This window comes from Streptomyces sp. NPDC039480 (genome assembly GCF_055597165.1).
Genome location: NZ_JBVITX010000009.1, coordinates 25,433 through 49,490, shown reverse-complemented (window position 1 = coordinate 49,490; position 24,058 = coordinate 25,433). Strand labels below are relative to the sequence as shown.

Below are 24,058 nucleotides of genomic sequence, written 5' to 3'. Positions count from 1 at the left end.
CGGCCCCATGCCACCGGCCAAGAAGCGCACGCGTTCGTACGACTCCGCCAAGATCCGCACCGCCGTCCTCGCCCAGTTCGGCAACGTACGGGACGCGGTGCACACCCTCACCCCCGAGCAGCTGGCCCGCCCCACCCGGCTCGGCGACTGGACCGTGCACGAACTGGCGGCCCACCTCGCGATGGTCCTCGGCACCGTCCACCGCTATCTGGGCCTGCCCGAGCCGGAGAAGCACGAAGTCCCGCTCATGGACTGGCCGTTCGCGACCGTCACCGCCGCGGCCCAGGTCGACGAGGACACCCGCGCCATCGCCGAGAGCGCGGGCGCCGACCTCGACGACCTGTTCACGCGCACGCTCGCCGGCATCGAGGAGTCCCTGGCCGCCGCGCCCGACGAGCGCCTGGTGCCCTCCCGCTTCGGCGCCATGACCCTCGGCGACTTCCTCGTCACCCGGACCGTCGAACTCACCGTCCACACGGACGACTTGAACGACGCGGTGCCGGGCCTCGACGTCCCGTACGACCGCCAGGCCCTGGCCGCCTGCGCCCGGCTGCTCGCGGACGCCCTCGCGGTGAAGGCGCCGGGCGCGTCGACCGAGGTGCGCGTCCCGCCGTACGCGGTCGTGCAGTGCGTGGCGGGCCCCCGGCACACCCGCGGCACCCCGCCCAACGTCGTCGAGACCGACCCGCTCACCTGGATCCGCCTCGCGACCGGCCGCACGGACTGGGCGAGCGCCCTGGACGCGGCGAAGGTCAGCGCGAGCGGAGAGCGGGCGGATCTGTCGGACCTGCTGCCGATCATGGGCTAGCCGCGGCCGGTGGGGGTGATGGAACCGACTCCCCCACTTGTCCCGTCACATCGTCATGCACACGCAGCGACTGACCCTCACCCTGACCGCGCTGACCTCCGCCGGGCTGCTGCTCACCGCATGCGGCACCGAGTCCGGGGCCGGCTCCGAAGGCGACTCCGGCGGCCGTTCCGTGGAGAGCGAGGCGGCTCTCACCGGCGTCCGCTGGACCGTCGAGAGCCTCACCCTGGACGGCAAGAAACACGACGCGCCGGGGAACGCCTACCTCAAGATCGGCGAGGACGGGCGGGCCGGCGGCAGCTTCGGCTGCAACTCGGTCGGCGCCGACGTGACGATCAAGGGCGAGACCGTGGAGTTCGGGCAGCCCCTGACGACGAAGCGGGCCTGCGCGGACGACGGCCGCATGACATTCGAGAAGAACGCCCTGCGCGCCCTCGGCAAGGAGAAGTTCACCGCGAAGGTCGCCGGCGACCGCATGACCCTCACCACCGCCAAGGGAGACCGTGTGGCCTTCACCTCGCAGCCCGCCGAGCCCGACGCCCCGCTCACCGGCACCAGGTGGACGGTGAACTCCGTCGGCGACGCGAAGACCACCGCCTCCCTGCCGAAGGACGTGGCCGACAAGGTCCACCTGACCTTCGGCGACGACGGCAAGGTCCGCGGCAACCTCGGCTGCAACTCCGTCACCGCCAAGGCCGAGGCGAAGGACGGCCGCATCACCTTCGGCGCCCCCGCCACCACCCGGAAGCTGTGCCCGGGCGAGGCGATGACCACGGAACGCAAGCTCCTGAAGCTCTTCGACGGCACGGCACGCTACGAGGTGAAGCAGGGCACCCTGAAGATCACCGCCGCCGACGGCACGGTGATCGGCGCGAGCGCGGACCGTGAGGGAGCCGAGAAGCCGGCGAAGTAGCGGTACGGCACCGGAGCGTCAGCCGTACGCCAGCAGCTCCCCGTCCGTCCGCTCCCACGCCGCCCGCAGCTCGGCCAGGAGCTCCGGCTCGCCCGCGGCCCGGTCGGCCTGCTCACGCCGGTCGGCCGCGAGGTCGAAGAGCTGGTCCGCGCCGCCCTTGCCGCGGTAGTACTTCCACTTCCCGCGGCGCAGCGCCCGCTCCCCGCGCACCCGCCAGAACAGCTCGCGTTCCGCGACGGCCTTCCCCTGCAGGAGGTAGGGGGCGAGGCTCGTCCCGTCCAGCGGATACGCCGGGTGCGGCCGGGCCCCGGCGACGTCCAGGAGCGTCGCCGTCCAGTCCGGCGTGTAGACGGGCTCGTCGCTGACCTGCCCGCCGTCGAGCCGCGCCGGCCACCGCACGATGGTCGGCACGCGGATGCCGCCCTCCTTCAGCGAGCCCTTGTTGCCGGACAGCGGCCAGTTGTACGAGAAGCGCTCACCGCCGTTGTCGGAGGCGAAGAACACCAGCGTGTCCCGCTCCTGCCCGGACTTCCGCAGCGCGCGCAGCACTTCGCCGATCGAGCGGTCCAAGTCCTCGACCATCTCCGTGTACTTCTCCACGGAGCCGCCGTCCTGGTGGCGGAGCGCGCCCTTGTCGCCCGCCTTGATCCGCCGCACGATCTCGGCGCTCCCCTCCTCGTCCCCGTCCGCGATCCACGGCCAGTGCGGGGTCGTGAAGTTGAGGTTGAGCAGCCAGGGCCGCCCGCCGTGGTCCCGCCGGACGTACGCGCTCGCCCGCTCGGTGAGAACACGCGTGTAATACCGCAGGTCCTTGTACTCGGCATCGCCCTCCCGCACGCGGCCCTCGTAGAGGTCGTACTCCCCGCCGAGCCCGAGTTTCGAGTAGTACTCCAAGGCCCCGCCGAAGTTCCCGAAGAACTCGTCCCAGCCCGACCGGGTGGGGGAGTAGTCGGGCAGATAGCCGCAGTGCCACTTGCCGATCAGCGCGGTCGCGTATCCGGCGTCGCGAAGCAGCGAGGCGAGCGTGGGGTGGGTCGGGTCGAGGCCCACGGACCTGTCGGCGATCGGCTCCGCGAGCCCGCCCTTCGTACGCCCGGGGAAGCGCCCCGTGTACAGGCTGAAGCGGGTCGGCGAGCAGGTCGCGGAACCGGAGTAGGCGTCCGTGAACCGCACGCCCTGGCGGGCGAGGCGGTCCAGATGGGGGGTCTTTATGTGCGGCGACCCGTAGGAGGAGAGATCGGCCCAGCCGAGGTCGTCGCCGAGGATGAAGAGGATGTTGGGCCGCCGGGAGTGCCGCCCGTGCGCGGCGGCGAAGGGCCGCTCGGCGGGGGTGGCGGAGGAGGCCGTGGCGGAGGCCTCGGCAGGGGCGCCGGGCGCGGCGTCGGCCCGCGTCGCGGCGCCCACCGCGCCCACGCCGACGGCGGCGCCCGCCACTCCGCCGGTGAAGGAGCGCCGGGACAACCGGGAAGACCGTGACAATCCATGAGGCTGCATGGATCAGGAGCCTCGCGGGGTGCCGGAACGGGCGTCAACGCACTCCCGCCCCTGTTCACAAAGCCGTCGTCGCAGTTCACAGCCCTGTCGTACGCCTGACGCACAAGCGATGCGGAGCGGCTGCGAGGGCCACGGCGACGGGCCGCGCTCACCCTCCGTGCAGGGGCCGTATCCCCAATTCGGACCAGTGGTCGATCTCGCCTACACTCGGTGGCGTGCCACGTGGTGACGGTCGACTCAATCACGATCTGCTTCCCGGCGAGAAGGGCCCCCAGGACGCTTGCGGCGTCTTCGGTGTCTGGGCTCCGGGCGAAGAGGTCGCAAAGCTCACGTACTTCGGGCTCTACGCCCTCCAGCATCGGGGCCAGGAATCCGCGGGAATCGCGGTCAGCAACGGCTCCCAGATCCTCGTCTTCAAGGACATGGGCCTCGTTTCCCAGGTCTTCGACGAAACCTCTCTCGGCTCGCTCCAGGGTCATATCGCGGTCGGTCACGCCCGCTACTCGACCACCGGAGCCTCCGTCTGGGAGAACGCCCAGCCGACGTTCCGTGCCACCGCGCACGGCTCCATCGCGCTCGGGCACAACGGCAACCTCGTCAACACGGCCCAGCTCGCCGAGCTGGTCGCCGAACTGCCGAAGGAGAACGGCCGCGCGACCCAGGTCGCCGCGACCAACGACACCGACCTGGTGACGGCTCTCCTCGCAGGTCAGGTGGACGACGACGGCAAGCCGCTGACCATCGAAGACGCCGCCATGAAGATCCTCCCGCAGGTTCAGGGCGCCTTCTCCCTCATCTTCATGGACGAGGGCACGCTGTACGCGGCCCGTGACCCGCAGGGCATCCGCCCGCTGGTCCTCGGCCGCCTGGAGCGCGGCTGGGTCGTCGCGTCGGAGTCCGCCGCGCTCGACATCTGCGGCGCCAGCTATGTCCGGGAGATCGAGCCCGGCGAGTTCATCGCGATCGACGAGAACGGACTGCGAACGTCCCGATTCGCGGAAGCGAAGCCCAAGGGCTGTGTCTTCGAGTACGTCTACCTCGCGCGCCCCGACACGGACATCGCGGGCCGGAACGTCTACCTCTCGCGGGTCGAGATGGGCCGGAAACTCGCCGAGGAAGCTCCCGTCGAGGCCGACCTCGTCATAGCGACGCCCGAATCCGGCACCCCCGCCGCGATCGGGTACGCGGAAGCCTCCGGCATCCCCTTCGGCGCCGGCCTGGTGAAGAACGCCTATGTCGGCCGCACCTTCATCCAGCCCTCGCAGACGATCCGCCAGCTCGGCATCCGTCTCAAGCTGAACCCCCTCAAGGAAGTCATCAAGGGCAAGAAGCTGGTGGTCGTCGACGACTCGATCGTCCGCGGCAACACCCAGCGCGCCCTGGTCAAGATGCTCCGCGAGGCCGGCGCCGCCGAGGTCCACATCCGGATCTCGTCCCCGCCCGTGAAGTGGCCGTGCTTCTTCGGCATCGACTTCGCGACCCGCGCCGAGCTCATCGCCAACGGCATGACCATCGAGGAGATCGGCACCTCGCTCGGCGCCGACTCCCTCTCGTACATCTCCATCGACGGCATGATCGAGGCCACGACCATCGACAAGCCGAACCTCTGCCGCGCCTGCTTCGACGGCGAGTACCCGATGGACCTGCCCGACCCCGAGCTGCTCGGCAAGCAGCTCCTGGAGACGGAACTGGCCGCGGGCCCGGCGAGCACCGCCGCCGCCGACGCGATCCGTCGCCCGTAAGACCCCACGCAGTACGACACGAAAGTTCTCACCGTCATGTCTGAGACCACTGGTGCCAGCTACGCAAGCGCGGGCGTCGACATCGAGGCGGGCGACCGCGCCGTCGAGCTGATGAAGGAGTGGGTCAAGAAGACCCAGCGTCCCGAGGTCGCGGGCCTCGGCGGCCTCGGCGGCTTCGCCGGGCTCTTCGACGCCTCCGCGCTCAAGCGTTTCGAGCGCCCCCTGCTCGCCTCCGCGACCGACGGCGTCGGCACGAAGGTCGACGTCGCCCGGCAGATGGGCGTGTACGACACCATCGGCCACGACCTCGTCGCGATGGTCATGGACGACATCGTCGTGTGCGGCGCCGAGCCGCTCTTCATGACCGACTACATCTGCGTCGGCAAGGTCCACCCCGAGCGCGTCGCCGCCATCGTCAAGGGCATCGCCGAGGGCTGTGTCCTCGCGGGCTGCTCACTCGTCGGCGGCGAGACGGCGGAGCACCCGGGCCTCCTCGGCCCGGACGACTTCGACGTCGCGGGCGCCGGCACGGGCGCGGTCGAGGCCGACCGCCTGCTCGGCCCGGATCGCATCCGTAAGGGTGACGCGGTCATCGCCATGGCAGCCTCGGGTCTTCACTCGAACGGGTACTCGCTCGTCCGGCATGTGGTCTTCGACCGCGCGGGATGGGCCCTGGACCGCCAGGTCGAGGAGTTCGGCCGCACGCTCGGCGAGGAGCTCCTGGAGCCCACCAAGATCTACTCCCTGGACTGCCTGGCGCTCACCCGCACCACCGACGTCCACGCCTTCAGCCACATCACGGGCGGCGGCCTCGCGGCGAACCTCGCCCGGGTGATCCCGGACGGCCTGCACGCGATCGTCGACCGCGAGACATGGACGCCGGGCGCGGTCTTCGACGTGGTCGGCAAGCAGGGCAAGGTCGAGCGCCTCGAACTGGAGAAGACGCTGAACATGGGCGTCGGCATGATCGCGATCGTCCCCGAGGAGTCGGCGGACGCGGCGCTCACCACCCTCGCCGACCGCGGCGTGGAGGCCTGGGTCGCCGGAGAGATCACCGACCGCGGCGACCACGCGACCGGCGCCGAGCTCATCGGTGACTACGCGAAGTAGGAAGCGCGAGCAGCACAAAACCCGGCCCGGGGTGGTGCCCCCGGACCGGGTGAAGTGCAGTTGCTATGAGAACTGCGAATACTGCCTAGGCAATAAATAGTGCGTAAGCAACGAGGTCAAGCGCCGCGGCGCTGAGACGAGGGGCCGGACTCTTCAGCAGAGTCGTCGTCCTCGTCGTCGTTATACAGATCCGCGTACTGGGCGTACGGGTCGTCTTCCTCGTCGTCGTCTTCGAACGGCTCGCCATTCGGCGGCTGTTGCGAAGTCGAAGCGCCCAGCTCATTGGCCAGACGCGACAGGTCAGTCCCGCCGCTGCTGTACTTCAGCTGGCGGGCGACCTTCGTCTGCTTGGCCTTTGCCCGGCCGCGCCCCATGGCTCGACCCCCTCGGATACGGGGCTCGACGGCCCCAGAGTCTTGACACGCGTTCATGATCTGGAACGGACTCTCCGTGGAGAGACCGGTCCGTAGGGCTTCCACGGTACCTGCTCCTGCGGCCATACGGTACGTCGCCCGCAGGACGCGCCTCGGCGCACAACCTTCGAGGAGCCCCGTCCTCGCTGGTCAACTGCGATTTTAACCTCTTCTTGCCGGGCGACCCGCCGACGGGGGTGAGTCTTGTCTCTCCCAGTACGTCGACGGGGCCCTGTGGCACGTCCTCACACGCCCTTTCAGCGCGCGTCGGACATCCGCTGTTCGGCGATCCTGTCGGCCGCGGCAGCCGGCGGAATGCCGTCTTCCTTTGCGCGAGCGAATATGGCGAGCGTGGTGTCGAAGATCTTCGACGCCTTCGCCTTGCACCGGTCGAAGTCGAAGCCGCGCAGCTCGTCGGCGACCTGGATGACGCCGCCGGCGTTCACCACGTAGTCCGGCGCGTAGAGGATCGACCGGTCGGCGAGGTCCTTCTCGACGCCCGGGTGCGCCAGCTGGTTGTTGGCGGCGCCGCACACCACCTTCGCGGTGAGGACCGGCACGGAGTCGTCGTCGAGCGCGCCGCCGAGCGCGCAGGGCGCGTAGATGTCGAGGCCTTCGGTACGGATGAGCGCCTCGGTGTCCGCCACCGCCGTCACCGACGGGTGCTTGTGGGTGATCCGGTTCACCGACTCCTCGCGGACATCCGTGATCACGACGTCGGCGCCGTCCTCCAGGAGGTGCTCGACGAGGTGGTGGCCCACCTTGCCGACGCCCGCGACACCGACCTTGCGGCCGCGCAGCGAGGGGTCGCCCCACAGGTGCTCGGCGCTGGCGCGCATGCCCTGGAAGACACCGAAGGCGGTGAGCACGGAGGAGTCGCCCGCGCCGCCGTTCTCCGGGGAGCGCCCGGTGGTCCAGCGGCATTCGCGTGCGACGACGTCCATGTCCGCGACGTACGTACCGACGTCGCAGGCCGTCACGTAGCGGCCGCCGAGCGAGGCGACGAAGCGGCCGAAGGCGAGGAGCAGGTCCTCGCTCTTGATCTGCTCGGGGTCGCCGATGATCACGGCCTTGCCGCCGCCGTGGTCGAGGCCGGCCATGGCGTTCTTGTACGACATCCCGCGCGACAGGTTCAGGACGTCGGCGACGGCCTCTTCCTCGGTCGCGTACGGATAGAAGCGGGTGCCGCCGAGGGCGGGGCCCAGGGCGGTGCTGTGGATGGCGATGACGGCCTTGAGGCCGCTGGCACGGTCCTGGCAGAGCACTACTTGCTCGTGGCCTCCCTGGTCCGAGTGGAACAGGGTGTGCAGGACGCCGTTGTCTGCTTCGGTCACTGTGGTGACTCCCGGTCAAGTGGCGCGGTTGGGCGGGCTCCCGTGCGGGTGGCGGGGCCCGATGGGCATGAGACTAAAGGCTGTCCACCGACCTTGACCGCCCGGAGTCGAGGATCACGTTTTCGAGTTCACCCGTGGGGGAGAGAGCAGCCGTGCCCAAGGTGTCATCGGTGACGGTCCCGTACGCGTCCTATCTGCGTGTGTACGAGCCGCTGGCCGCCTTCCCCGAACCGGAGCGCGGCCACTGGGCGCGCTACGCCCGCCGCCCCGACCTGCCCTCCTACCAGGACGAGCTCCGCCGCTCGCTCGCCGACCTGGTGCCCACGCCGCCGGTGCCCGTGCCGGTGCACGAGAGCGGCGACGCGTTCGTCGTGGAGGCCGACGGGGTGCTGTGCGTCTGCCCCTGGCGGACCCGGCTGCGCGGCTGGCAGGCCATGGGGGAGCTGGCCGGGCAGCTGCCCGCGCCGGTCCTGGACGCGGTGCTCCCGCCGGTGCTGCGCCGCCAGACGGCCGCGGACTACGAACAGTGGCTGGCCCGCAACCCCGACGCGCGCCCCTGGATCCGTACGTCGACGTGGCAGGTGCCGCTGCACTGGTTCGTGCTCTTCTCCGACGAGGAGCGGAACCACGCGAAGGCCGACCCGCCCGTGCTCCGCTACCGCACCCCGATGGTGCAGGCGCGGCGCCGGGTCGCGCGCGGCCTGAAGACGCTGCGGGAGACGCTGGGCGAGGGGCCGCTCATCGACGGGCTCATGGACGTCGGCCGCTGGCTGGAGGAGTTCCACCCGCGCTCTCTGGTCGAGCTCGACTACGGAGGCCTCGTGCACGCGGTGCCGGCCGACGAGCTCGGCGAGGACCACTCGGCGGCGGACGTGGCCGAGGGGATCGAGGCGCTGCGCGACGGCGACGGCGAGGCGGCCGGCGAGGCGTATGCGAGGCTCGTGGAGCGGTGGCGGGCGGTCCGGGATCTTCAGTTCGCGAACTGAGGTCCGGCTCCCTTCCGTCGTCGCCCTTCAGGGTCCCGGGACGTAGGTCCCGATACGGGCCTTTGCCTCAAGCGTGATGGACCGCACTTTCGGGGCTCTTGCGCCCATCACCCCTCCTCATGCCAAAATAGGACAAGGAGTCCGGGGAGGGCTCCTTCCGCCCAAGTAAGGGCGGATTACTCAGCATTGCACTGTATGGGGGGTCTGTTGACTCCTGATCGCTCTGTGACTGATCGTCACTGTGGCGTGACTGTCCGCTATGGCATGGTCCATCGGCTTCCGTCGGTGATGAACACCTGGGAGGGCAATTCCATCGGTTTGGCCGACGCGGCTGGACGGATGGTGTAGTTGTAGTGCCGAGGACAAGCCGTTCGTCCTATAACCGACTCGACTCGCGTCCGCCATTTCGGGCAACGCGGGTCAAGGTGCAGAATTTAGAGGAATGAACCGAGAAGGTTCGGTTCTCCCGAGGAGGCCGCTCATGACCGCTCGCACCCCTGATGCCGAGCCGCTGCTGACCCCGGCTGAGGTCGCCACGATGTTCCGCGTCGACCCGAAGACGGTGACGCGCTGGGCCAAGGCTGGCAAGCTCACGTCGATTCGCACGCTCGGCGGACACCGCCGTTACCGCGAGGCTGAGGTCCGCGCACTGCTCGCGGGTATTCCGCAGCAGCGCAGCGAGGCCTGACGTACGCCAGAAGTACCGCTCAACCAGCAGTAACTCGTACAACTCGGGCGAAGAGCACCACTGCTGTCAGGTCCCCCAACCTGGCCGTACGTCCGACATATGGCTACACGCGACGAGGGTCCCGCCCCAACGGGACCCACGCCTGACACACGTGGGTGCGTCGTTCGATCGCGCTGGACTCCGCCGGGTCCAGCGCGATCTTTTTTGTGCGCCGAGGATGCGCCGTGGATGCGCGGCGGATGTGCAGGTGGGCGGCCCCGGGGAGTAATCGGAGGACATCGGGGGAGCGCTCTGGGGGGTGGTGCAATTGCACATATTAAATTGGCTGGTTGTAGGAAGGGTGTAAGTTCCGGGGTTTCGCAAACTGCTTCGGTGACACCCGTCACACGTCGTGAATCTTGTTGTGGGCAACTCCCCTGCGCTAGAGGGGCTCTTGCGCTTCGGTCATGCGCCGGGAGGGCCGTCTGTGGCGCTCTCCCGCGCGGAACCCTCCTCCGGGTCCTCGGGATCGCCCCCGGCGCGCTGAGGGGCCTCCAGGGCGAGTCTCAGGAGCCGGTGGCAGATCGGGCAGTGCCGGGTCGCGTGGCGGTAGCTGGTGGCCGCCGCGAGGTGGGCGCGCAGCAGGGCGCGCGTCTCGTGCCGCGCGGACGCCGAAGAAGCAGACATGCGTCACCTCCTGGGGAGCCTCCCGCCGGCCCCCTGCTCTCCGGAGTACCGACGGAATGTGACTCCGTCAAGCCACCGGGGGCGGAGCCCGCGCACGGGCGCACGACGGAGGGCCGCACCCGGGCCGGTGTGGACCCCCCGGAACACGACTGAGGGCCGCACCCATTGGGTGCGGCCCTCATATCTACTGCGGTCCTGACGGGATTTGCTGTGTCTGATTGCGGCTCCGCCGCGGGCGCGGACAGCGGGAACGACTGAGGGCCGCACCTGATGGGTGCGGCCCTCGTGTCTACTGCGGTCCTGACGGGATTTGAACCCGCGGCCTCCACCTTGACAGGGTGGCGAGCACTCCAAACTGCTCCACAGGACCTTGCTCGCTGCACTTGCTTGCGCGTTGTGCTGCGAGACAGGACTCTACAGCAGTGCAGGCCCGGCGGTCGAACTCACCCTGCGTGCCCGGACGATCACGGCACCAGCGCGTCGATCGCCTTCACGATCCGCTTGTCCGAGACGGGATACGCCGTGCCCAGGGCGTGCGCGAAGTAGCTGACGCGGAGCTCCTCGATCATCCAGCGGATGTCCAGGGCCTCCTGCGGCACGGGCCTGCCCTGCGGCAGCTGTTCGAGCAGCCACAGGTACTCGTCGCGCATCTCGCGGGCCTTCTCCATGCGCGCGGTGTCCCGCTGGACGCTGGTCGGCATCTGCTGCAGCCGCCGGTCCGCCGCCACCATGTAGCGCATCAGGTCCGGCAGGCGGCGCAGTCCCGTCTCCGTCACGAAGCCCGGCTTGATGAGGGAGTTCAGCTGCTCCCGCACGTCCGCGAGGTTGGGCAGGAGGGCCGGGCTCTTCGTCGACTTCAGGCGGCGCTCACAGGCCTGCCAGGCGGCGAGGACCTGCTGGACCTGCCCGACCGCCCGCACGGTCGTGTCGACGATCTCCGCGCGCACCTTGTCGAACAGCTTGCGGTACGACTCCTCGTCCCAGACCGGCCCGCCGAAGTCCGCCATCAGCTTGTCCGCGGCGGCCGTCGCGCAGTCGTCGAAGAGGGCCTGCATGGAGCCGTGCGGGTTCGCCGAAAGGGCGAGCTTCTGCTGGTTGGTCAGCTTGTCGGAGGCGAACTTGGCCGGGTTCACCGGGATGTTGCGCAGGATGAGGCGCCGGGTGCCGCGCCACATGGCCTGCTGCTGCTCCGCCTCGGTGTCGAAGAGGCGTACGGAAACGGTGTCGCCGTCGTCGACGAGCGCCGGATACGCCTTCACCGGCTGGCCGGCGCGGCGCGTCTCGAAGACGCGCTGGAGGGTGCCGATGCTCCAGTCCGTCAGACCCGAGCGCTCGACCGCGGAGCCGCCCGTGCGCTCCGCCGTCGCCGCGGCCGCCTGCGAGAGCGCCTTGCGGGCCTTGGGCTTGAGCCGCAGCTTCAGCGCTTCGAGGTCCTTGTCCTCGGCGAGCTTCTTGCGCCGCTCGTCGACGATCCGGAACGTGATCTTCAAGTGGTCGGGCACGCGCGTCAGGTCGAAGTCGTCCGGCGCGACCGGCACGCCGACCATCCGCTGGAGCTCGCGCGCCAGCGTGACGTGCAGCGGCTCCTGCAACGGCACCGCACGCTCCAGGAACGCCTTCGCGAAGTTCGGCGCGGGGACGTAGTTCCGGCGGATGGGCTTCGGCAGGGAGCGGATCAGCTCGACGACCACGTCCTCGCGCAGGCCCGGGATCTGCCAGTCGAAGCCTTCGTCCGTCACCTGGTTCAGGACCTGGAGCGGGATGTGGACGGTCACGCCGTCCGCGTCCGCGCCCGGCTCGAACTGGTACGTCACCCGGAACTTGAGCTGTCCCTGGCGCCACGAGTCGGGGTAGTCGTCCTTGGAGACGCCCTGCGCCTTCTCGTTGATCAGCATCGACCGCTCGAAGTCGAGCAGTTCGGGCTCTTCCCGCTGCTTCTTCTTCCACCAGGAGTCGAAGTGCGCGCCGGACACGACGTCCGCGGGCACCCGCTGGTCGTAGAAGTCGAAGAGCGTCTCGTCGTCGACGAGGATGTCGCGGCGCCGCGCGCGGTGCTCCAGTTCCTCGACCTCGGTGAGGAGCTTGCGGTTGGCGGCGAAGAACTTGTGGTGGGTGCGCCAGTCGCCCTCCACCAGCGCGTTCCGGATGAAGAGGTCGCGGGAGACCTCGGGGTCGATGCGGCCGTAGTTCACCTTGCGGTCGGTGACGATCGGGACGCCGTAGAGCGTGACCTTCTCGATCGCCATCACCGCGGCCTGGTCCTTCTCCCAGTGCGGTTCGCTGTACGTCCGCTTCAGGAGGTGCTGGGCGAGCGGCTCGACCCACTCCGGCTCGATCTTCGCGTTGACCCGGGCCCACAGCCGGGAGGTCTCGACCAGCTCGGCCGACATGATGAAGCGCGGGGGCTTCTTGAAGAGCGCCGAGCCCGGGAAGACCGCGAACTTCGCGTTGCGCGCGCCGATGTATTCGTTGCGCCCGCCGCGCTGCTTGGGGTCGCCGTCCTTGGCGGACCTGCTGTCCTTCGACTCCTTCACGTCCTTCATCCCGATGTGGGAGAGCAGGCCGGACAGGAGCGAGATGTGGACGTGCTGCTCGGGGGCGTCGTCCTCGTTGAGACTGATGCCCATCTGCTTCGCGACCGTACGCAACTGCGAATAGATGTCCTGCCATTCGCGGATGCGGAGGTAGTTCAGATACTCCCGCTTGCACATGCGGCGGAAGGCCGACGAGCCGAGCGTCTTCTGCTGCTCCCTGACGTACCGCCACAGGTTGAGGAAGGCGAGGAAGTCGCTCGTCTCGTCCTTGAAGCGGGCGTGCTGCTGGTCGGCCTGCGTCTGCTTGTCGGCCGGGCGCTCGCGCGGGTCCTGGATGGAGAGCACCGCCGCGATCACCATGACCTCGCGCACGCAGCCGTTCTTGTCGGCCTCCAGGACCATCCGGGCGAGCCGAGGGTCGACGGGCAGCTGGCTGAGCTTGCGCCCCTGCGGGGTGAGCCGCTTCTTCGGGTCCTTCTGGGCCGGGTCCAGCGCACCCAGCTCCTGGAGGAGCTGGACGCCGTCGCGGATGTTGCGGTGGTCCGGCGGGTCGATGAAGGGGAACTTCTCGATGTCGCCGAGGCCGGCCGCCGTCATCTGGAGGATGACCGAGGCGAGGTTCGTACGGAGGATCTCCGCGTCCGTGAACTCGGGGCGGGAGAGGAAGTCGTCCTCGCTGTAGAGGCGGATGCAGATGCCGTCCGACGTACGGCCGCAGCGGCCCTTGCGCTGGTTGGCGCTGGCCTGGCTGATCGCCTCGATGGGCAGCCGCTGCACCTTCGTACGGTGGCTGTAGCGGGAGATGCGGGCCATGCCCGGGTCGATCACGTACTTGATGCCGGGGACCGTCAGGGAGGTCTCCGCGACGTTCGTCGCCAGGACGATTCTTCGGCCGGTGTGCTGCTGGAACACGCGGTGCTGCTCGGCGTGCGACAGCCGGGCGTAGAGGGGCAGGACCTCGGTGAACCGGTAGTTCTTCTTGTTCAGCGCGTCCGCCGTGTCGCGGATCTCGCGCTCTCCGGAGAGGAAGACGAGGATGTCGCCCTTGCCCTCGGCCTGGAGCTCCTCGACGGCGTCCGTGATCGCGGTGATCTGGTCGCGGTCGGAGTCGTCCCCCTCCTCTTCGAGGAGGGGGCGATAGCGGACCTCGACGGGGTACGTCCGGCCGGAGACCTCCACGATCGGGGCGTCCCCGAAGTGGCGCGAGAACCGCTCGGGGTCGATCGTCGCCGACGTGATGACGACCTTCAGATCCGGGCGCTTCGGCAGGAGCTGGGCGAGATAGCCCAGCAGGAAGTCGATGTTGAGCGAGCGCTCGTGCGCCTCGTCGATGATGATCGTGTCGTACGCGCGCAGCTCGCGGTCCGTCTGGATCTCGGCCAGCAGGATGCCGTCCGTCATCAGCTTCACGAACGTGTCCGCGCCGACCTGGTCGGTGAAGCGGACCTTCCAGCCGACGGCCTCGCCGAGCGGCGTGTCCAGCTCGTCGGCGACGCGCTCGGCCACCGTGCGGGCCGCGATGCGGCGCGGCTGCGTGTGCCCGATCATGCCGCGCACGCCACGGCCGAGCTCCATGCAGATCTTGGGGATCTGCGTGGTCTTGCCCGAGCCGGTCTCACCCGCGACGATCACGACCTGGTGGTCGCGGATCGCCTCGGCGATGTCGTCCTTCTTCTGGCTGACCGGCAGCTCTTGCGGATACGTGATCGTGGGCAGCCGGCTGCCCCGCTCGGCCATCCGCGCCGCGGCCTTGTCGACGTCCGCCGCGATCTCGGCGAGGACGGCGGCACGGGCCTCGGGCTTGCGGATCCGGCGCGCACCCTCCAGCCGCCTGCCGATCCGGTGCTCGTCGCGCAGCGAGAGCTCGGAGAGGCGGGAGGCGAGGGCGTCGAGGGCGAGGGCGGGCTGCGTAGACATACGCCGTCCAGGATCTCACCCGCGGCTCGGCGGTGGCGAACCGATTTCTCCGGCGGTGCACCCTGGCACGTACGATTCCGGGCATGCCGACCGGTACGCGCACGCACTGGAGCCCCCTCGCGGTGGTCTTCCTCGTCGTGCTCGGGCTCGGGATGTTCTGCGGGCCCGCGGCCGCCGTGCAGCAGCCGGTGGCCGGGGCCGTGAAGGTGCTTGCGTCCCCCTCCGCCGCGGATACGCAGGGCTCGCCCGGCTGCGGCAAGGGCACCGACCGGGACGCCGACCAGCCACCGGGCACCCCGCAGCGCCCCGGGACGGCGTACGAACTGCTCCCCGCGCTGCACGACGCCCGCGCGGCATCCGGCTCCTGGGGCGCCGACCAGGCCGTGCTCCTGGTGGCGCCGGGCCGCGCGCCGCCCGCGCTCACCCCGCCCTCACCGATAGATCTCTCGATCCTGCGCGTGTAGGAGGCCCCTGACTCAGGGGCCCCACATCGACGTACAACAGGACAAGAGAGAGCACACCCATGCCCGAGAACGGCAGCAAGAAGACCCAGAGCGGCAAGACCCCGAGCGGCAAGAGCCAGAGCGGCAAGGGCCGGAACATCGCCATCGGCGCGGGCGTCGTCGTGGCCGCCGTGCTGCTCGGCGTCGCCTCGTACACCGCGACCAAGCCGGAGAACTCCGGCGCCTCCGGCAGCGGCTCCGTCAAGGAAGAGGCCGCCGCAGACGTCTCCGCCGACCCGCAGGAGGGCGTCTACCCCGAGCTGGAGAAGCTCGCGCGGCGTGACGCCGAGGACCCGCTGGCGCAGGGGCGCGCCGACGCACCCGTCGTGATGGTCGAGTACGCCGACTTCAAGTGCGGCTTCTGCGGCAAGTTCGCCCGCGACACCGAGCCCGGCCTCGTGAAGAAGTACGTCGACGAGGGCACCCTGCGCATCGAATGGCGCAACTTCCCGATCTTCGGCGCGGACTCCGAGCGGGCCGCGCACGGCGCGTGGGCGGCGGGGCGCCAGGGCCGCTTCTGGCAGTTCCACGAGGCCGCGTACGCCGAGGGGTCCAAGGAGAAGGGCTTCGGCGAAGGGCGGATGGAGGAACTGGCGAAGGAGGCCGGGGTCAAGGACGTCGACCGGTTCATGAAGGACCTGGACAGCGACGCCGCCGAGGCCGCGGTGAAGAAGGACCAGGAGGAGGCGTACGGACTGGGCGCCGCCTCCACGCCGTCCTTCCTCATCAACGGCCGGCCCATCTCGGGCGCCCAGCCCGACCAGGTCTTCGACCAGGCGATCGAGGCGGCGGCCAAGTCGGCGAAGGGCGGGGCCGGCGCGGGCAAGGGTGGTTCCGAGTGACTGCCGACGTCGGGTACTTCGCCGCGTTCCTGGGCGGGCTGCTCGCCCTGGTCAGCCCGTGCAGCGCACTGCTGCTCCCCGCCTTCTTCGCCTACTCCATCGACTCCGCCTCGCGCCTCGTCGCGCGGACCGGCATCTTCTACGCCGGGCTCGCGACGACACTGGTGCCGCTCGGCGCGGCCGGCTCGTACGCCGGACGGTTCTTCTTCGGCCACCGCGACCAGCTCGTCCTCGCCGCCGGGTGGCTGATCATCGGGCTCGGCGTGCTGCAGATCCTCGGCATGGGCTTCGCGTCGCGGAAGATGGCGGAGCTCTCGGGCCGCATCCGGCCGACCACCGCGTTCTCCGTGTACGCGCTGGGGGCGGTGTACGGACTCGCCGGGTTCTGCGCGGGCCCGATCCTCGGCAGCGTCCTCACGGTCGCGGCGGTGAGCGGAAGCCCGGTCTACGGAGGGCTGCTGCTCGCCGTGTACGCGCTGGGGATGGCCGTGCCGCTGTTCCTGCTCGCGCTCCTCTGGGAGCGGTTCGACCTGGGGCGGCGCGGGTGGCTGCGGGGCCGGACGTTCCGCATCGGCCGGTTCGAACTGCACACGACGTCGCTGCTGTCGGGGCTGTTCTTCATGGCGCTCGGGGCGCTGTTCCTCGCCTACGACGGGACGACCGCGCTGCCCGGCCTGCTGGACGTGGACGACTCGTTCGCCGTGGAGCAGTGGGCGGGCGGGATCGGCCGCGCGGTGCCGGACGCGGTGCTGCTGGCCGGTGTGGTCGTGGTGGTGGGTGTGGTGCTCGGGGTGCGGGGATGGCGAAGGCGCGCAAAGTCTGTTTAGCGCGTTTAGCGCGTTTGGCCGGGTGCGTCGCTTGCGGGGTGGGAAGGCTGCTTATAGGGCGTTTGGTTTAGCGTGTTCGTATGCCTGATACGCCTGATATGCCTGATCGCGAGCCGGACCAACAGGAGCAGCGGGTTCAGCAGGAGCAGCGGGAGCAGCATCAACACGGTGCGCAGGGCGCGCACGGCGCTCATGGCGCGCACGGGCGGGTTCCCACCCGGAGTGAGCGGTGGGACGCGTTCAAGCGGTCGCCCTTCCTGCCCGCGATCGTGCTGGTGTTCATCCTGGCGGCCGCGGCGGGCCTCTTCGCCGGCTCGTACACGTACTCCATGGCCAACCCGACCCCGCACCACATCCCCACCGCGGTGGTCGACGCCCCGGACTCCAAGCGGGGCAAGGCGTTCCTCGAGGGCATGGAGAAGGCGCTGAACGCCTCGCTGGAGGTGCGGCGGTACGACAACCGGGCGGCGGCGCTGCGGGACGTGGAGGAACAGAAGGTCTTCGCGGTCCTCGACGTGGCCCGCGGCGGGGACAAGGTGACGCTGGACGTGTCAGGGGCGTCCGGCGCGTCCGTCGCGCAGGTGCTCGCGGAGACCGCGCCCAAGGTGGGCGAGAAGGTCGGGGTGCCGGTGGCGGTGAAGGACATCAAGCCGCTGCAGGAAGGCGACCCGCGGGGGCTCGCCATCTTCTACATCTCGCTGGCCGCCGTGATCATCGGCTTCGTGGGGGCCATTCAGCTGAGCGTGCACGCGCGCGGGCTGAATCCGGCGGAGCGGATCGGGTTCACGGTGCTGTACGCCCTGCTGGGCGCGTTCGTCATCGCGGCGGTCGTGGACTGGTGGCTGGGGGCGGTACGGCTGCCCTTCGTGGAGTCCTGGCTGATCCTGGCGCTGACGATGTTCGCGTCGGGGATGGTCTTCTCGATGTTCAACACGATGTTCGGGCGGTGGGCGATGCTGCCGACGTGGGGCCTGATGGTGCTCCTCGGCAATCCGTCGTCCGGCGGGGCGGTGTCCTGGCCGCTGCTTCCCTCGGTACTCGGGCACATCGGGCAGTGGCTGCCGCCCGGGGCGTCGGTGAACGCGCAGCACACGGCGGTGTACTTCGGCGGCCACCAGCACGCGTTTCCGTTCCTGGTGCTGGGGGGCTGGGCGCTGCTCTCCAGCACGGTCTTCTGGATCTGGCGCCACCGCCACCCGGGCGGCCGCACGTCGTCCCCCGCGCACGCGGGCTAGCTCTCTGGCCTACGGGGGGGGGAGGCTCAAGCCCGCCGCTTCGCGGCGGATACTTCCCACCCACCCACCCGTTTGCCCCGCGACGTCGCGCGGGAGTAGGAGCCGGGTGGGTGGGTGGGAAACATCCGCCGCGAAGCGGCGGGACTGTTTGCGGGGGCCGCGGGTGGGGGCCACGGGCCGAGCCCGGAAACGGCAGAAGCCCCGCCGGGGAGGCGGGGCTTCTGGAGAGGTGGCTGGGGCCGGGATCGAACCGGCGACCTATCGCTTTTCAGGCGATCGCTCGTACCAACTGAGCTACCCAGCCACGCGATCCGCGTGGAATCGCAAGCGGTCCTGACGGGATTTGAACCCGCGGCCTCCACCTTGACAGGGTGGCGAGCACTCCAAACTGCTCCACAGGACCAAGCATTGTGCGAGCACTAGTCTCGCACAAGGTGTTGCGTGCCCCCAACGGGATTCGAACCCGTGCTACCGCCTTGAAAGGGCGGCGTCCTGGGCCACTAGACGATGAGGGCTAAGAGGCCCGCCTGGGCGCTTTGCAGCGCGTCGGGGACGTGAGAAGCATATGGGATGCGGGGAGCTATCGCCAAAACGGTTTAGCCGGAGGGACTCGGGGTGGCCGGCGAGGAGGGCGCCCCGGGGCGGTTCTCCTTGGGGAGATGGCGGCTGACCTCGGCCTTCGTGAGGCCGAGACCACCCAGTTTGATCTCGTCCCAGGCCTGCAGCCGCTTGGTCGTACGGTCCAGGTAGAGGACGGACGCCTCGACCGGGTCGGGGTACTTGCCCTCGACCGCGCGCAGCCCGCTGCCGCCCGTCGACCCCTCGATGCGCAGCCGCGTCCCCCCGTCCATGACCTCCATCTCCTGGCGGTGGACATGGCCCGCGAGGACCAGCGGGACCTCGCCGTCCGTCTCGCGCGCCGCCGTCGGGTTGTGCGCGACGGCCACGTCGACCGGTGTGCCGGCCGCCCGCTCGGCGCGCAGGGCGGAGGCGAGACGTATGCCCGCCATGTGCTCCACCGAGTCGCCCTCGGGCTCGGTCGAGCGGTCGGGGGTGTACTGCGGGTCGCCGATGCCGGCGAAGCGCAGGCCGGCGACGGTCACGGCGCGGCCCTCGTCGAGGACGTGGACGTTCTTGAAGCGCTCCAGGTAGCGCTGGGTGGTGAGCGAGTCGTGGTTGCCGCGCACCCACACGTAGGGCGCGCCGAGGTCCTCGATGGGGTCGAGGAAGCCGTTCTCGGTGGCCGAGCCGTGGTCCATGGTGTCGCCCGAGTCGACGATGACGTCGATGTCGTACTGCGTGACCAGGGAAGAAATGATCTTCCAGCTCGCCGGGTTCAGATGGATGTCCGAGACGTGCAGGACCCGCATGGTGGTGGGGTCCGGCTGGTACGCGGGGAGCGTGGACGTCACGTCGTACAGCTTGGTGACGTTGGTGACCAGGCGTGCCAACTCCTGTTGGTAGACGTCGAATTCGCTGACGATGCTGCGGGCGTTGCCGACGACGGAGGGGGCGCTGCTGAGCAGGCCGGAGAACTTCGGCTCCAGGACGGATTTCGGGTTCCAGGTGGCGTACGCGGCCGCCCCCGACGCGGCGAGCAGGGCGAGGGCCAGGCCGCCCGCGGCGAGCGCGCGGCGCGGGCGGCGGTAGACGGCGAGGCCGAGGGCCGTGGCACCGGAGACGACGGCGACGCAGGAGCGTACGGCGAGGTCGAGCGTGCCGTGGCCGACGTCGTCCGTGACCTCGTCCTGGAGGCCGGAGAGCCGTTCGGGGTGGTCGACCAGGGCCTGGGCGCGTACCGGATCGAGACGGTCCACGTCGACGTCCAGGCGGATGGGGGCCACGTGGGAGCGGAGCTCCAGGGCGCCGAGCGGCGAGACGTTGATCTTCGTGCCGCCGGACACGGACGGGCGGAGCGTCATGCGGGTGTCCATCGGGCCGACGGGTGCGCGCACGCTGCCGACGATGAGCAGGCCGAGCCAGGCGCCGAGGACGACGACCGTGATCAGGCCCAGCGCGCGGGCATAGGGGTGCGGGGGGCTGATCAGCTCGGTCGTGGGGTGGGTGCGTCGAGCGCGGTAGTGGCCGACGAGGGCGCCACCCGCCCGTCGTACGCCCTGGAGAACGACTGTGAAGCCGCGTGCCATTGGTCCCCTATGCCCAAGTGCGGGCACGGGTATGCCGGGACGGCCGCGGCGGCGTGGCCGACAATGGGGGTGTGCTGGAGATGACGCGCGAGGAGTTCGAGGAACTGGTCGGCGAGGCTCTCGACCGGATTCCGCCGGAGTTGACACGCCTGATGGACAACGTGGCGGTGTTCGTCGAGGACGAGCCGCCGTCCGACGATCCCGAGCTGCTGGGTCTGTACGAGGGGACTCCGCTGACCGATCGCGGCGAGTGGTACGCCGGGGTGCTGCCGGACCGGATCACGATCTACCGGGGGCCGACGCTGCGGATGTGCGGGTCGCGCGAGGAGGTGGTCGAGGAGACGGAGATCACCGTGGTGCACGAGGTGGCCCATCACTTCGGCATCGACGACGCACGGCTGCACGCGCTCGGGTACGGGTGAGCGCCGGGCGCCCGCCCTGGTGTGCGGGTGCGGATGCGGGTGCATGTGCGTGTGCGGGGCCCGGCGGACCGGGGTGGCGGTCCGTGTCCTCTTGCGGGCCGCGGGAGTTGGGCAGGGCGTCTCGATCCTCAGCGCCTCAGGAGGTGCTCGGCCGTGCGCCAGTTGTACGTTCCCGTCCGTTGGGCCGCGGTCGCGGTGGCCGTCGCGGCGACCGCGGGCTGCATGAGCATCGGTGACGACGGGAACGCTCCGGCGCCCGACCGTTCCGCGGGGCAGCGCAGCGGTGCGGCCGCGCCCGACGGCGACCCCCTGACGCGGGGCGGTGACGCGGCGTCCGGGGACGAGGACGGGCCGGGCCGCGGGCGGCACAAGGGCAAGAAGAAGGGCAAGGGCGGGTCCTCGCGCGCGGACCGGGCCGGGGCGGGGGCCGCGAAGCCCTCGGAGTCCTCCTCGGCGGCGGCCACCGAGAAGCCGCCGAAACCGGGCAGGCCGGGGCAGCCGACGCCGACCCGGCCGAAGCCGACCCCGACGCGCAGCAGCGCGACACCGGACCCGCCGAAGCCCACTCCCACCCCGACGCCGGATCCGACCACTCCGGAGCCGTCGTCCTCGGAGGGGTCGGGGCAGGGGGCGCAGCTCCAGCGGCGGAACGCGGAGATCCCGGAGCGCGAGCCGTCGCCCCAGGCGGGCCCGCACTGACGAATGTGCAGGTGAGAGGGGGTTTGACGGGGGCGGTTTGCCATATGGGGTGGGGGGTGCGTATGGTGGTAGATCGTTTGATCCCATTTGCCCGGCGCCGACACAGAAGAGCGCCGCGTGGCGCGTACTCTCCCTTGCCGTGGCTGACCGCATCGAGGCGGTCCATTGCGAAATCACGGAGTTGACGGGCGCGTGCCGAGACTCCGGAAGGTTTCGCATTTCGCATGTCCATTTTCAGTTCTGACCACGCCGTCCTGCCCGAGAACGAGATCGTCGAGACCGTCGAGAACGACGCGGCCGTAGTGGCCGCCGTCGAGATCGTCGAGTCCGCCGAGGCGCAGGACGTCATCGAGGTCACCCCCGAGGCCCCCCAGGCTGACGCCTCCGACGCCGAGGTCTCTGAGGTCTCCGAGGTCTCCGAGGCGGGCGCCTCCGAGACCGACGCCGACGCCGAGCCCGAGATGACCTTCGCCGACCTCGGTCTGCCCGAGGGCATCGTCCGCAAGCTCGCGCAGAACGGCGTGACCACGCCCTTCCCGATCCAGGCCGCGACCATCCCGGACGCCCTGGCCGGCAAGGACATCCTCGGCCGCGGCCGCACCGGCTCCGGCAAGACCCTCTCCTTCGGTCTGCCGATGCTGGCGACCCTCGCCGAGGGCGGCCGCACCGAGAAGAAGAAGCCCCGCGGCGTCATCCTCACCCCGACCCGCGAGCTCGCGATGCAGGTCGCGGACGCCCTCCAGCCCTACGGCGACGTGCTCGGCCTCAAGATGAAGGTCGTCTGCGGCGGTACGTCGATGGGCAACCAGATCTACGCCCTGGAGCGCGGCGTCGACATCCTCGTCGCAACGCCGGGCCGGCTGCGCGACATCATCAGCCGCGGCGCCTGCTCGCTGGAGAACACCCAGATCGCGGTGCTCGACGAGGCCGACCAGATGTCCGACCTGGGCTTCCTGCCCGAGGTCACCGAGCTGCTCGACCAGGTTCCGTCCGGCGGCCAGCGCATGCTGTTCTCGGCCACGATGGAGAACGAGATCTCCACGCTGGTCAAGCGCTACCTGACCAACCCGGTGACGCACGAGGTCGACAGCGCCCAGGGCAACGTCACGACCATGACGCACCACATCCTCATCGTGAAGCCCCGCGACAAGGCGCCCGTCACGGCCGCCATCGCCGCCCGCAAGGGCCGCACGATCATCTTCGTCCGCACCCAGCTGGGCGCCGACCGCATCGCCGAGCAGCTCTGCGACTCGGGCGTGAAGGCCGACGCGCTGCACGGCGGCATGACGCAGGGTGCCCGCACCCGCGTCCTCGAGGACTTCAAGAAGGGCTACGTCAACGCCCTCGTCGCCACCGACGTCGCCGCCCGCGGCATCCACGTCGACGGCATCGACCTGGTCCTGAACGTGGACCCGGCCGGCGACCACAAGGACTACCTGCACCGCTCGGGTCGTACCGCTCGCGCGGGCCGGTCCGGCACGGTCGTCTCCCTCTCCCTGCCGCACCAGCGCCGCCAGATCTTCCGTCTGATGGAGGACGCGGGCGTCGACGCCACGCGCCACATCATCAACGGCGGCGGCACCTTCGACCCGGAGGTCGCCGAGATCACCGGCGCCCGCTCCATGACCGAGGTCCAGGCCGACTCCGCGGGCAACGCCGCGACCCAGGCCGAGCGTGAGGTCAAGGAGCTCACCAAGGAGCTGGAGCGCGCCACGCGCCGCGCCGCCGAGCTGCGCGAGGAGGCCGACCGCCTCACCGCGCGTGCCGCCCGCGAGCGCGGCGAGGACCCGGAGACCGCGATCGCCGAGGCCGCTGCCGCCGCCGAGGCCGTCGTGGAGGCCGCCGCCGTGTCGGTCCCCGAGCAGCCCGTCGCCTCCGAGCGCCCGGTCCGCGAGGAGCGCTCCTCCTCGTACGACCGCCGTCCGCAGCGCGACGAGCGCGGCAACTACGAGCGCCGCGACAACCGTGGCGGTGGCTTCAACCGTGACCGTCGTGACGACAACCGCGGTGGCGGCTTCAACCGCGACCGCCGTGACGACAACCGCGGTGGCGGCTTCAACCGTGACCGTCGCGACGACCGTCCGTCGGGTGGCGACCGTGGTGGCCGTTCGTTCGAGCGCCGCGACGACAACCGTGGCGGCGGCTTCAACCGCGACCGCCGCGATGACAACCGTGGTGGCGGCTTCAACCGTGACCGTCGCGACGACCGTCCGTCGGGTGGCGACCGTGGTGGCCGTTCGTTCGAGCGCCGCGACGACAACCGCGGTGGCGGCTTCAACCGCGACCGCCGTGACGACAACCGTGGCGGTGGCTTCAACCGCGACCGCCGTGACGACAACCGCGGTGGCAGCTTCCGCCGCGACGACCGTCCGGCCGGCGGCCACCGCGGCAGCGACCGTCCGTTCAACCGCGACCGTCGCGACGACCGCCCCGCCGGCGGCTCGGGCGGCTTCCGCTCCGGCGGCCACGACCGCCCGTCGTACAACCGCCGCGACGACCGCACCGGCTCCGGCACGGGTTCGTTCGGCCGCCGCGACGACAAGCCGCGCTGGAAGCGCAACGGCTGACCTGTAGCCAGGCCCGCACGACGTACGCGTCGTGCGGGCCTTTTGGCGTCGTACACCGATACCCGATCGGACTCCGGGCCCCGTCCCGCTATGCTCGGGGGAGCACCGACGAGGACCGTTAGCTCAATTGGCAGAGCAGTGGACTTTTAATCCATTGGTTGTGGGTTCGAGTCCCACACGGTCTACAGAGAAAGCCCAGCTCGGAGACGTC

At 70.3% G+C, this 24,058-nt stretch carries 19 protein-coding genes and 5 tRNA genes; 14 read left to right on the top strand and 10 right to left on the bottom strand.

Annotated elements, in window-relative coordinates:
- The first annotated feature begins 7 nt into the window (after window positions 1-7).
- Complete coding sequence (locus ACZ56E_RS26355) at window positions 8-808, top strand: maleylpyruvate isomerase family mycothiol-dependent enzyme (RefSeq protein ID WP_468606963.1); 801 nt, start codon at window positions 8-10, stop codon at window positions 806-808.
- A 55-nt stretch (window positions 809-863) separates the two neighbouring features.
- Window positions 864-1,721 carry an META domain-containing protein gene (locus tag ACZ56E_RS26350; protein ID WP_471217864.1) on the top strand — a complete coding sequence of 286 codons (858 nt, stop codon included), beginning with the start codon at window positions 864-866 and terminating at the stop codon, window positions 1,719-1,721.
- A gap of 18 nt (window positions 1,722-1,739) precedes the next feature.
- On the opposite strand, the gene ACZ56E_RS26345 is transcribed toward ACZ56E_RS26350, so the two are convergent.
- Complete coding sequence (locus tag ACZ56E_RS26345; RefSeq protein WP_471217862.1) at window positions 1,740-3,200, bottom strand: sulfatase family protein; 1,461 nt, start codon at window positions 3,198-3,200, stop codon at window positions 1,740-1,742.
- 230 nt (window positions 3,201-3,430) lie between these two features.
- On the opposite strand from ACZ56E_RS26345, the gene purF reads away from it, so the two are divergent.
- On the top strand, window positions 3,431-4,957 hold the full coding sequence (gene purF, locus ACZ56E_RS26340; RefSeq protein WP_398301532.1) for an amidophosphoribosyltransferase: 1,527 nt from the start codon (window positions 3,431-3,433) through the stop codon (window positions 4,955-4,957).
- 36 nt (window positions 4,958-4,993) lie between these two features.
- Entirely contained in the window at window positions 4,994-6,067 is a 1,074-nt protein-coding gene (gene purM / locus ACZ56E_RS26335; RefSeq protein WP_471217859.1) for a phosphoribosylformylglycinamidine cyclo-ligase, read from the top strand.
- A 116-nt stretch (window positions 6,068-6,183) separates the two neighbouring features.
- On the opposite strand, the gene ACZ56E_RS26330 is transcribed toward purM, so the two are convergent.
- Entirely contained in the window at window positions 6,184-6,441 is a 258-nt protein-coding gene (locus ACZ56E_RS26330) for a DUF3073 domain-containing protein (RefSeq protein ID WP_344522176.1), read from the bottom strand.
- A 296-nt stretch (window positions 6,442-6,737) separates the two neighbouring features.
- On the bottom strand, window positions 6,738-7,814 hold the full coding sequence (locus tag ACZ56E_RS26325) for a Leu/Phe/Val dehydrogenase (protein ID WP_398301528.1): 1,077 nt from the start codon (window positions 7,812-7,814) through the stop codon (window positions 6,738-6,740).
- A 152-nt stretch (window positions 7,815-7,966) separates the two neighbouring features.
- On the opposite strand from ACZ56E_RS26325, the gene ACZ56E_RS26320 reads away from it, so the two are divergent.
- Together ACZ56E_RS26320 and bldC are read left to right on the top strand one after the other, a co-directional pair.
- The gene (locus ACZ56E_RS26320) at window positions 7,967-8,800 is read left to right on the top strand and encodes a DUF8083 family protein (protein WP_471217855.1); all 834 of its coding nucleotides are present in this window, start codon (window positions 7,967-7,969) and stop codon (window positions 8,798-8,800) included.
- Between the two features lie 481 nt (window positions 8,801-9,281).
- Entirely contained in the window at window positions 9,282-9,488 is a 207-nt protein-coding gene (gene bldC, locus ACZ56E_RS26315; RefSeq protein WP_003949541.1) for a developmental transcriptional regulator BldC, read from the top strand.
- 444 nt (window positions 9,489-9,932) lie between these two features.
- Here bldC and ACZ56E_RS26310 read toward each other — a convergent pair whose 3' ends face one another.
- From ACZ56E_RS26310 to hrpA, 3 genes are all read right to left on the bottom strand, one after another.
- Window positions 9,933-10,154, bottom strand: a complete 222-nt coding sequence (locus ACZ56E_RS26310; RefSeq protein ID WP_471217853.1) for a DUF6274 family protein — start codon at window positions 10,152-10,154, stop codon at window positions 9,933-9,935.
- Window positions 10,155-10,449: 295 nt separating this feature from the next.
- A tRNA-Asp gene (locus ACZ56E_RS26305) sits at window positions 10,450-10,524 on the bottom strand.
- A gap of 94 nt (window positions 10,525-10,618) precedes the next feature.
- Complete coding sequence (hrpA, locus tag ACZ56E_RS26300; protein WP_471217851.1) at window positions 10,619-14,605, bottom strand: ATP-dependent RNA helicase HrpA; 3,987 nt, start codon at window positions 14,603-14,605, stop codon at window positions 10,619-10,621.
- An 83-nt stretch (window positions 14,606-14,688) separates the two neighbouring features.
- On the opposite strand from hrpA, the gene ACZ56E_RS26295 reads away from it, so the two are divergent.
- The 4 genes from ACZ56E_RS26295 to ACZ56E_RS26280 all read left to right on the top strand — a co-directional run bounded on the left by ACZ56E_RS26295 (window position 14,689) and on the right by ACZ56E_RS26280 (window position 18,012).
- Entirely contained in the window at window positions 14,689-15,069 is a 381-nt protein-coding gene (locus tag ACZ56E_RS26295; protein ID WP_471217848.1) for a hypothetical protein, read from the top strand.
- Window positions 15,070-15,128: 59 nt separating this feature from the next.
- Window positions 15,129-15,950, top strand: a complete 822-nt coding sequence (locus ACZ56E_RS26290) for a DsbA family protein (RefSeq protein WP_471217845.1) — start codon at window positions 15,129-15,131, stop codon at window positions 15,948-15,950.
- Complete coding sequence (locus ACZ56E_RS26285; protein ID WP_471217842.1) at window positions 15,947-16,777, top strand: cytochrome c biogenesis CcdA family protein; 831 nt, start codon at window positions 15,947-15,949, stop codon at window positions 16,775-16,777. The genes ACZ56E_RS26290 and ACZ56E_RS26285 overlap by 4 nt, the downstream gene beginning before the upstream one ends.
- An 80-nt stretch (window positions 16,778-16,857) precedes the next feature.
- Window positions 16,858-18,012, top strand: coding sequence for an ABC transporter permease (locus tag ACZ56E_RS26280; RefSeq protein WP_471217840.1), 1,155 nt, complete (start codon window positions 16,858-16,860; stop codon window positions 18,010-18,012).
- 230 nt (window positions 18,013-18,242) lie between these two features.
- Here ACZ56E_RS26280 and ACZ56E_RS26275 read toward each other — a convergent pair.
- From ACZ56E_RS26275 to ACZ56E_RS26260, 4 genes are all read right to left on the bottom strand, one after another.
- Window positions 18,243-18,316: transfer RNA gene (locus tag ACZ56E_RS26275), tRNA-Phe, on the bottom strand.
- 24 nt (window positions 18,317-18,340) lie between these two features.
- Window positions 18,341-18,415, bottom strand: a tRNA-Asp gene (locus ACZ56E_RS26270).
- 39 nt (window positions 18,416-18,454) lie between these two features.
- Window positions 18,455-18,527 (bottom strand) — tRNA-Glu (locus ACZ56E_RS26265).
- An 81-nt stretch (window positions 18,528-18,608) separates the two neighbouring features.
- Complete coding sequence (locus ACZ56E_RS26260; RefSeq protein ID WP_471217838.1) at window positions 18,609-20,159, bottom strand: metallophosphoesterase family protein; 1,551 nt, start codon at window positions 20,157-20,159, stop codon at window positions 18,609-18,611.
- Between the two features lie 71 nt (window positions 20,160-20,230).
- Between ACZ56E_RS26260 and ACZ56E_RS26255 the strand changes: the two genes are divergently transcribed.
- From ACZ56E_RS26255 to ACZ56E_RS26240, 4 genes are all read left to right on the top strand, one after another.
- Window positions 20,231-20,581 carry a metallopeptidase family protein gene (locus tag ACZ56E_RS26255; RefSeq protein WP_198505059.1) on the top strand — a complete coding sequence of 117 codons (351 nt, stop codon included), beginning with the start codon at window positions 20,231-20,233 and terminating at the stop codon, window positions 20,579-20,581.
- A gap of 153 nt (window positions 20,582-20,734) precedes the next feature.
- On the top strand, window positions 20,735-21,280 hold the full coding sequence (locus tag ACZ56E_RS26250) for a hypothetical protein (protein WP_471217836.1): 546 nt from the start codon (window positions 20,735-20,737) through the stop codon (window positions 21,278-21,280).
- 224 nt (window positions 21,281-21,504) lie between these two features.
- Window positions 21,505-23,847, top strand: coding sequence for a DEAD/DEAH box helicase (locus tag ACZ56E_RS26245; RefSeq protein ID WP_471217833.1), 2,343 nt, complete (start codon window positions 21,505-21,507; stop codon window positions 23,845-23,847).
- A 112-nt stretch (window positions 23,848-23,959) separates the two neighbouring features.
- A tRNA-Lys gene (locus ACZ56E_RS26240) sits at window positions 23,960-24,032 on the top strand.
- The last annotated feature ends 26 nt before the right edge of the window (window positions 24,033-24,058 follow it).

Coding starts and splice junctions, on each gene's coding strand:
- ACZ56E_RS26355 (WP_468606963.1), top strand. CDS start 8: ATGCCACCGGCCAAGAAGCGCACGCGTTCGTACGACTCCGCCAAGATC.
- ACZ56E_RS26350 (WP_471217864.1), top strand. CDS start 864: ATGCACACGCAGCGACTGACCCTCACCCTGACCGCGCTGACCTCCGCC.
- purM (WP_471217859.1), top strand. CDS start 4,994: ATGTCTGAGACCACTGGTGCCAGCTACGCAAGCGCGGGCGTCGACATC.
- ACZ56E_RS26330 (WP_344522176.1), bottom strand. CDS start 6,441: ATGGGGCGCGGCCGGGCAAAGGCCAAGCAGACGAAGGTCGCCCGCCAG.
- bldC (WP_003949541.1), top strand. CDS start 9,282: ATGACCGCTCGCACCCCTGATGCCGAGCCGCTGCTGACCCCGGCTGAG.
- ACZ56E_RS26310 (WP_471217853.1), bottom strand. CDS start 10,154: ATGTCTGCTTCTTCGGCGTCCGCGCGGCACGAGACGCGCGCCCTGCTG.
- hrpA (WP_471217851.1), bottom strand. CDS start 14,605: ATGTCTACGCAGCCCGCCCTCGCCCTCGACGCCCTCGCCTCCCGCCTC.
- ACZ56E_RS26295 (WP_471217848.1), top strand. CDS start 14,689: ATGCCGACCGGTACGCGCACGCACTGGAGCCCCCTCGCGGTGGTCTTC.
- ACZ56E_RS26290 (WP_471217845.1), top strand. CDS start 15,129: ATGCCCGAGAACGGCAGCAAGAAGACCCAGAGCGGCAAGACCCCGAGC.
- ACZ56E_RS26280 (WP_471217840.1), top strand. CDS start 16,858: ATGCCTGATACGCCTGATATGCCTGATCGCGAGCCGGACCAACAGGAG.
- ACZ56E_RS26260 (WP_471217838.1), bottom strand. CDS start 20,159: ATGGCACGCGGCTTCACAGTCGTTCTCCAGGGCGTACGACGGGCGGGT.
- ACZ56E_RS26245 (WP_471217833.1), top strand. CDS start 21,505: ATGTCCATTTTCAGTTCTGACCACGCCGTCCTGCCCGAGAACGAGATC.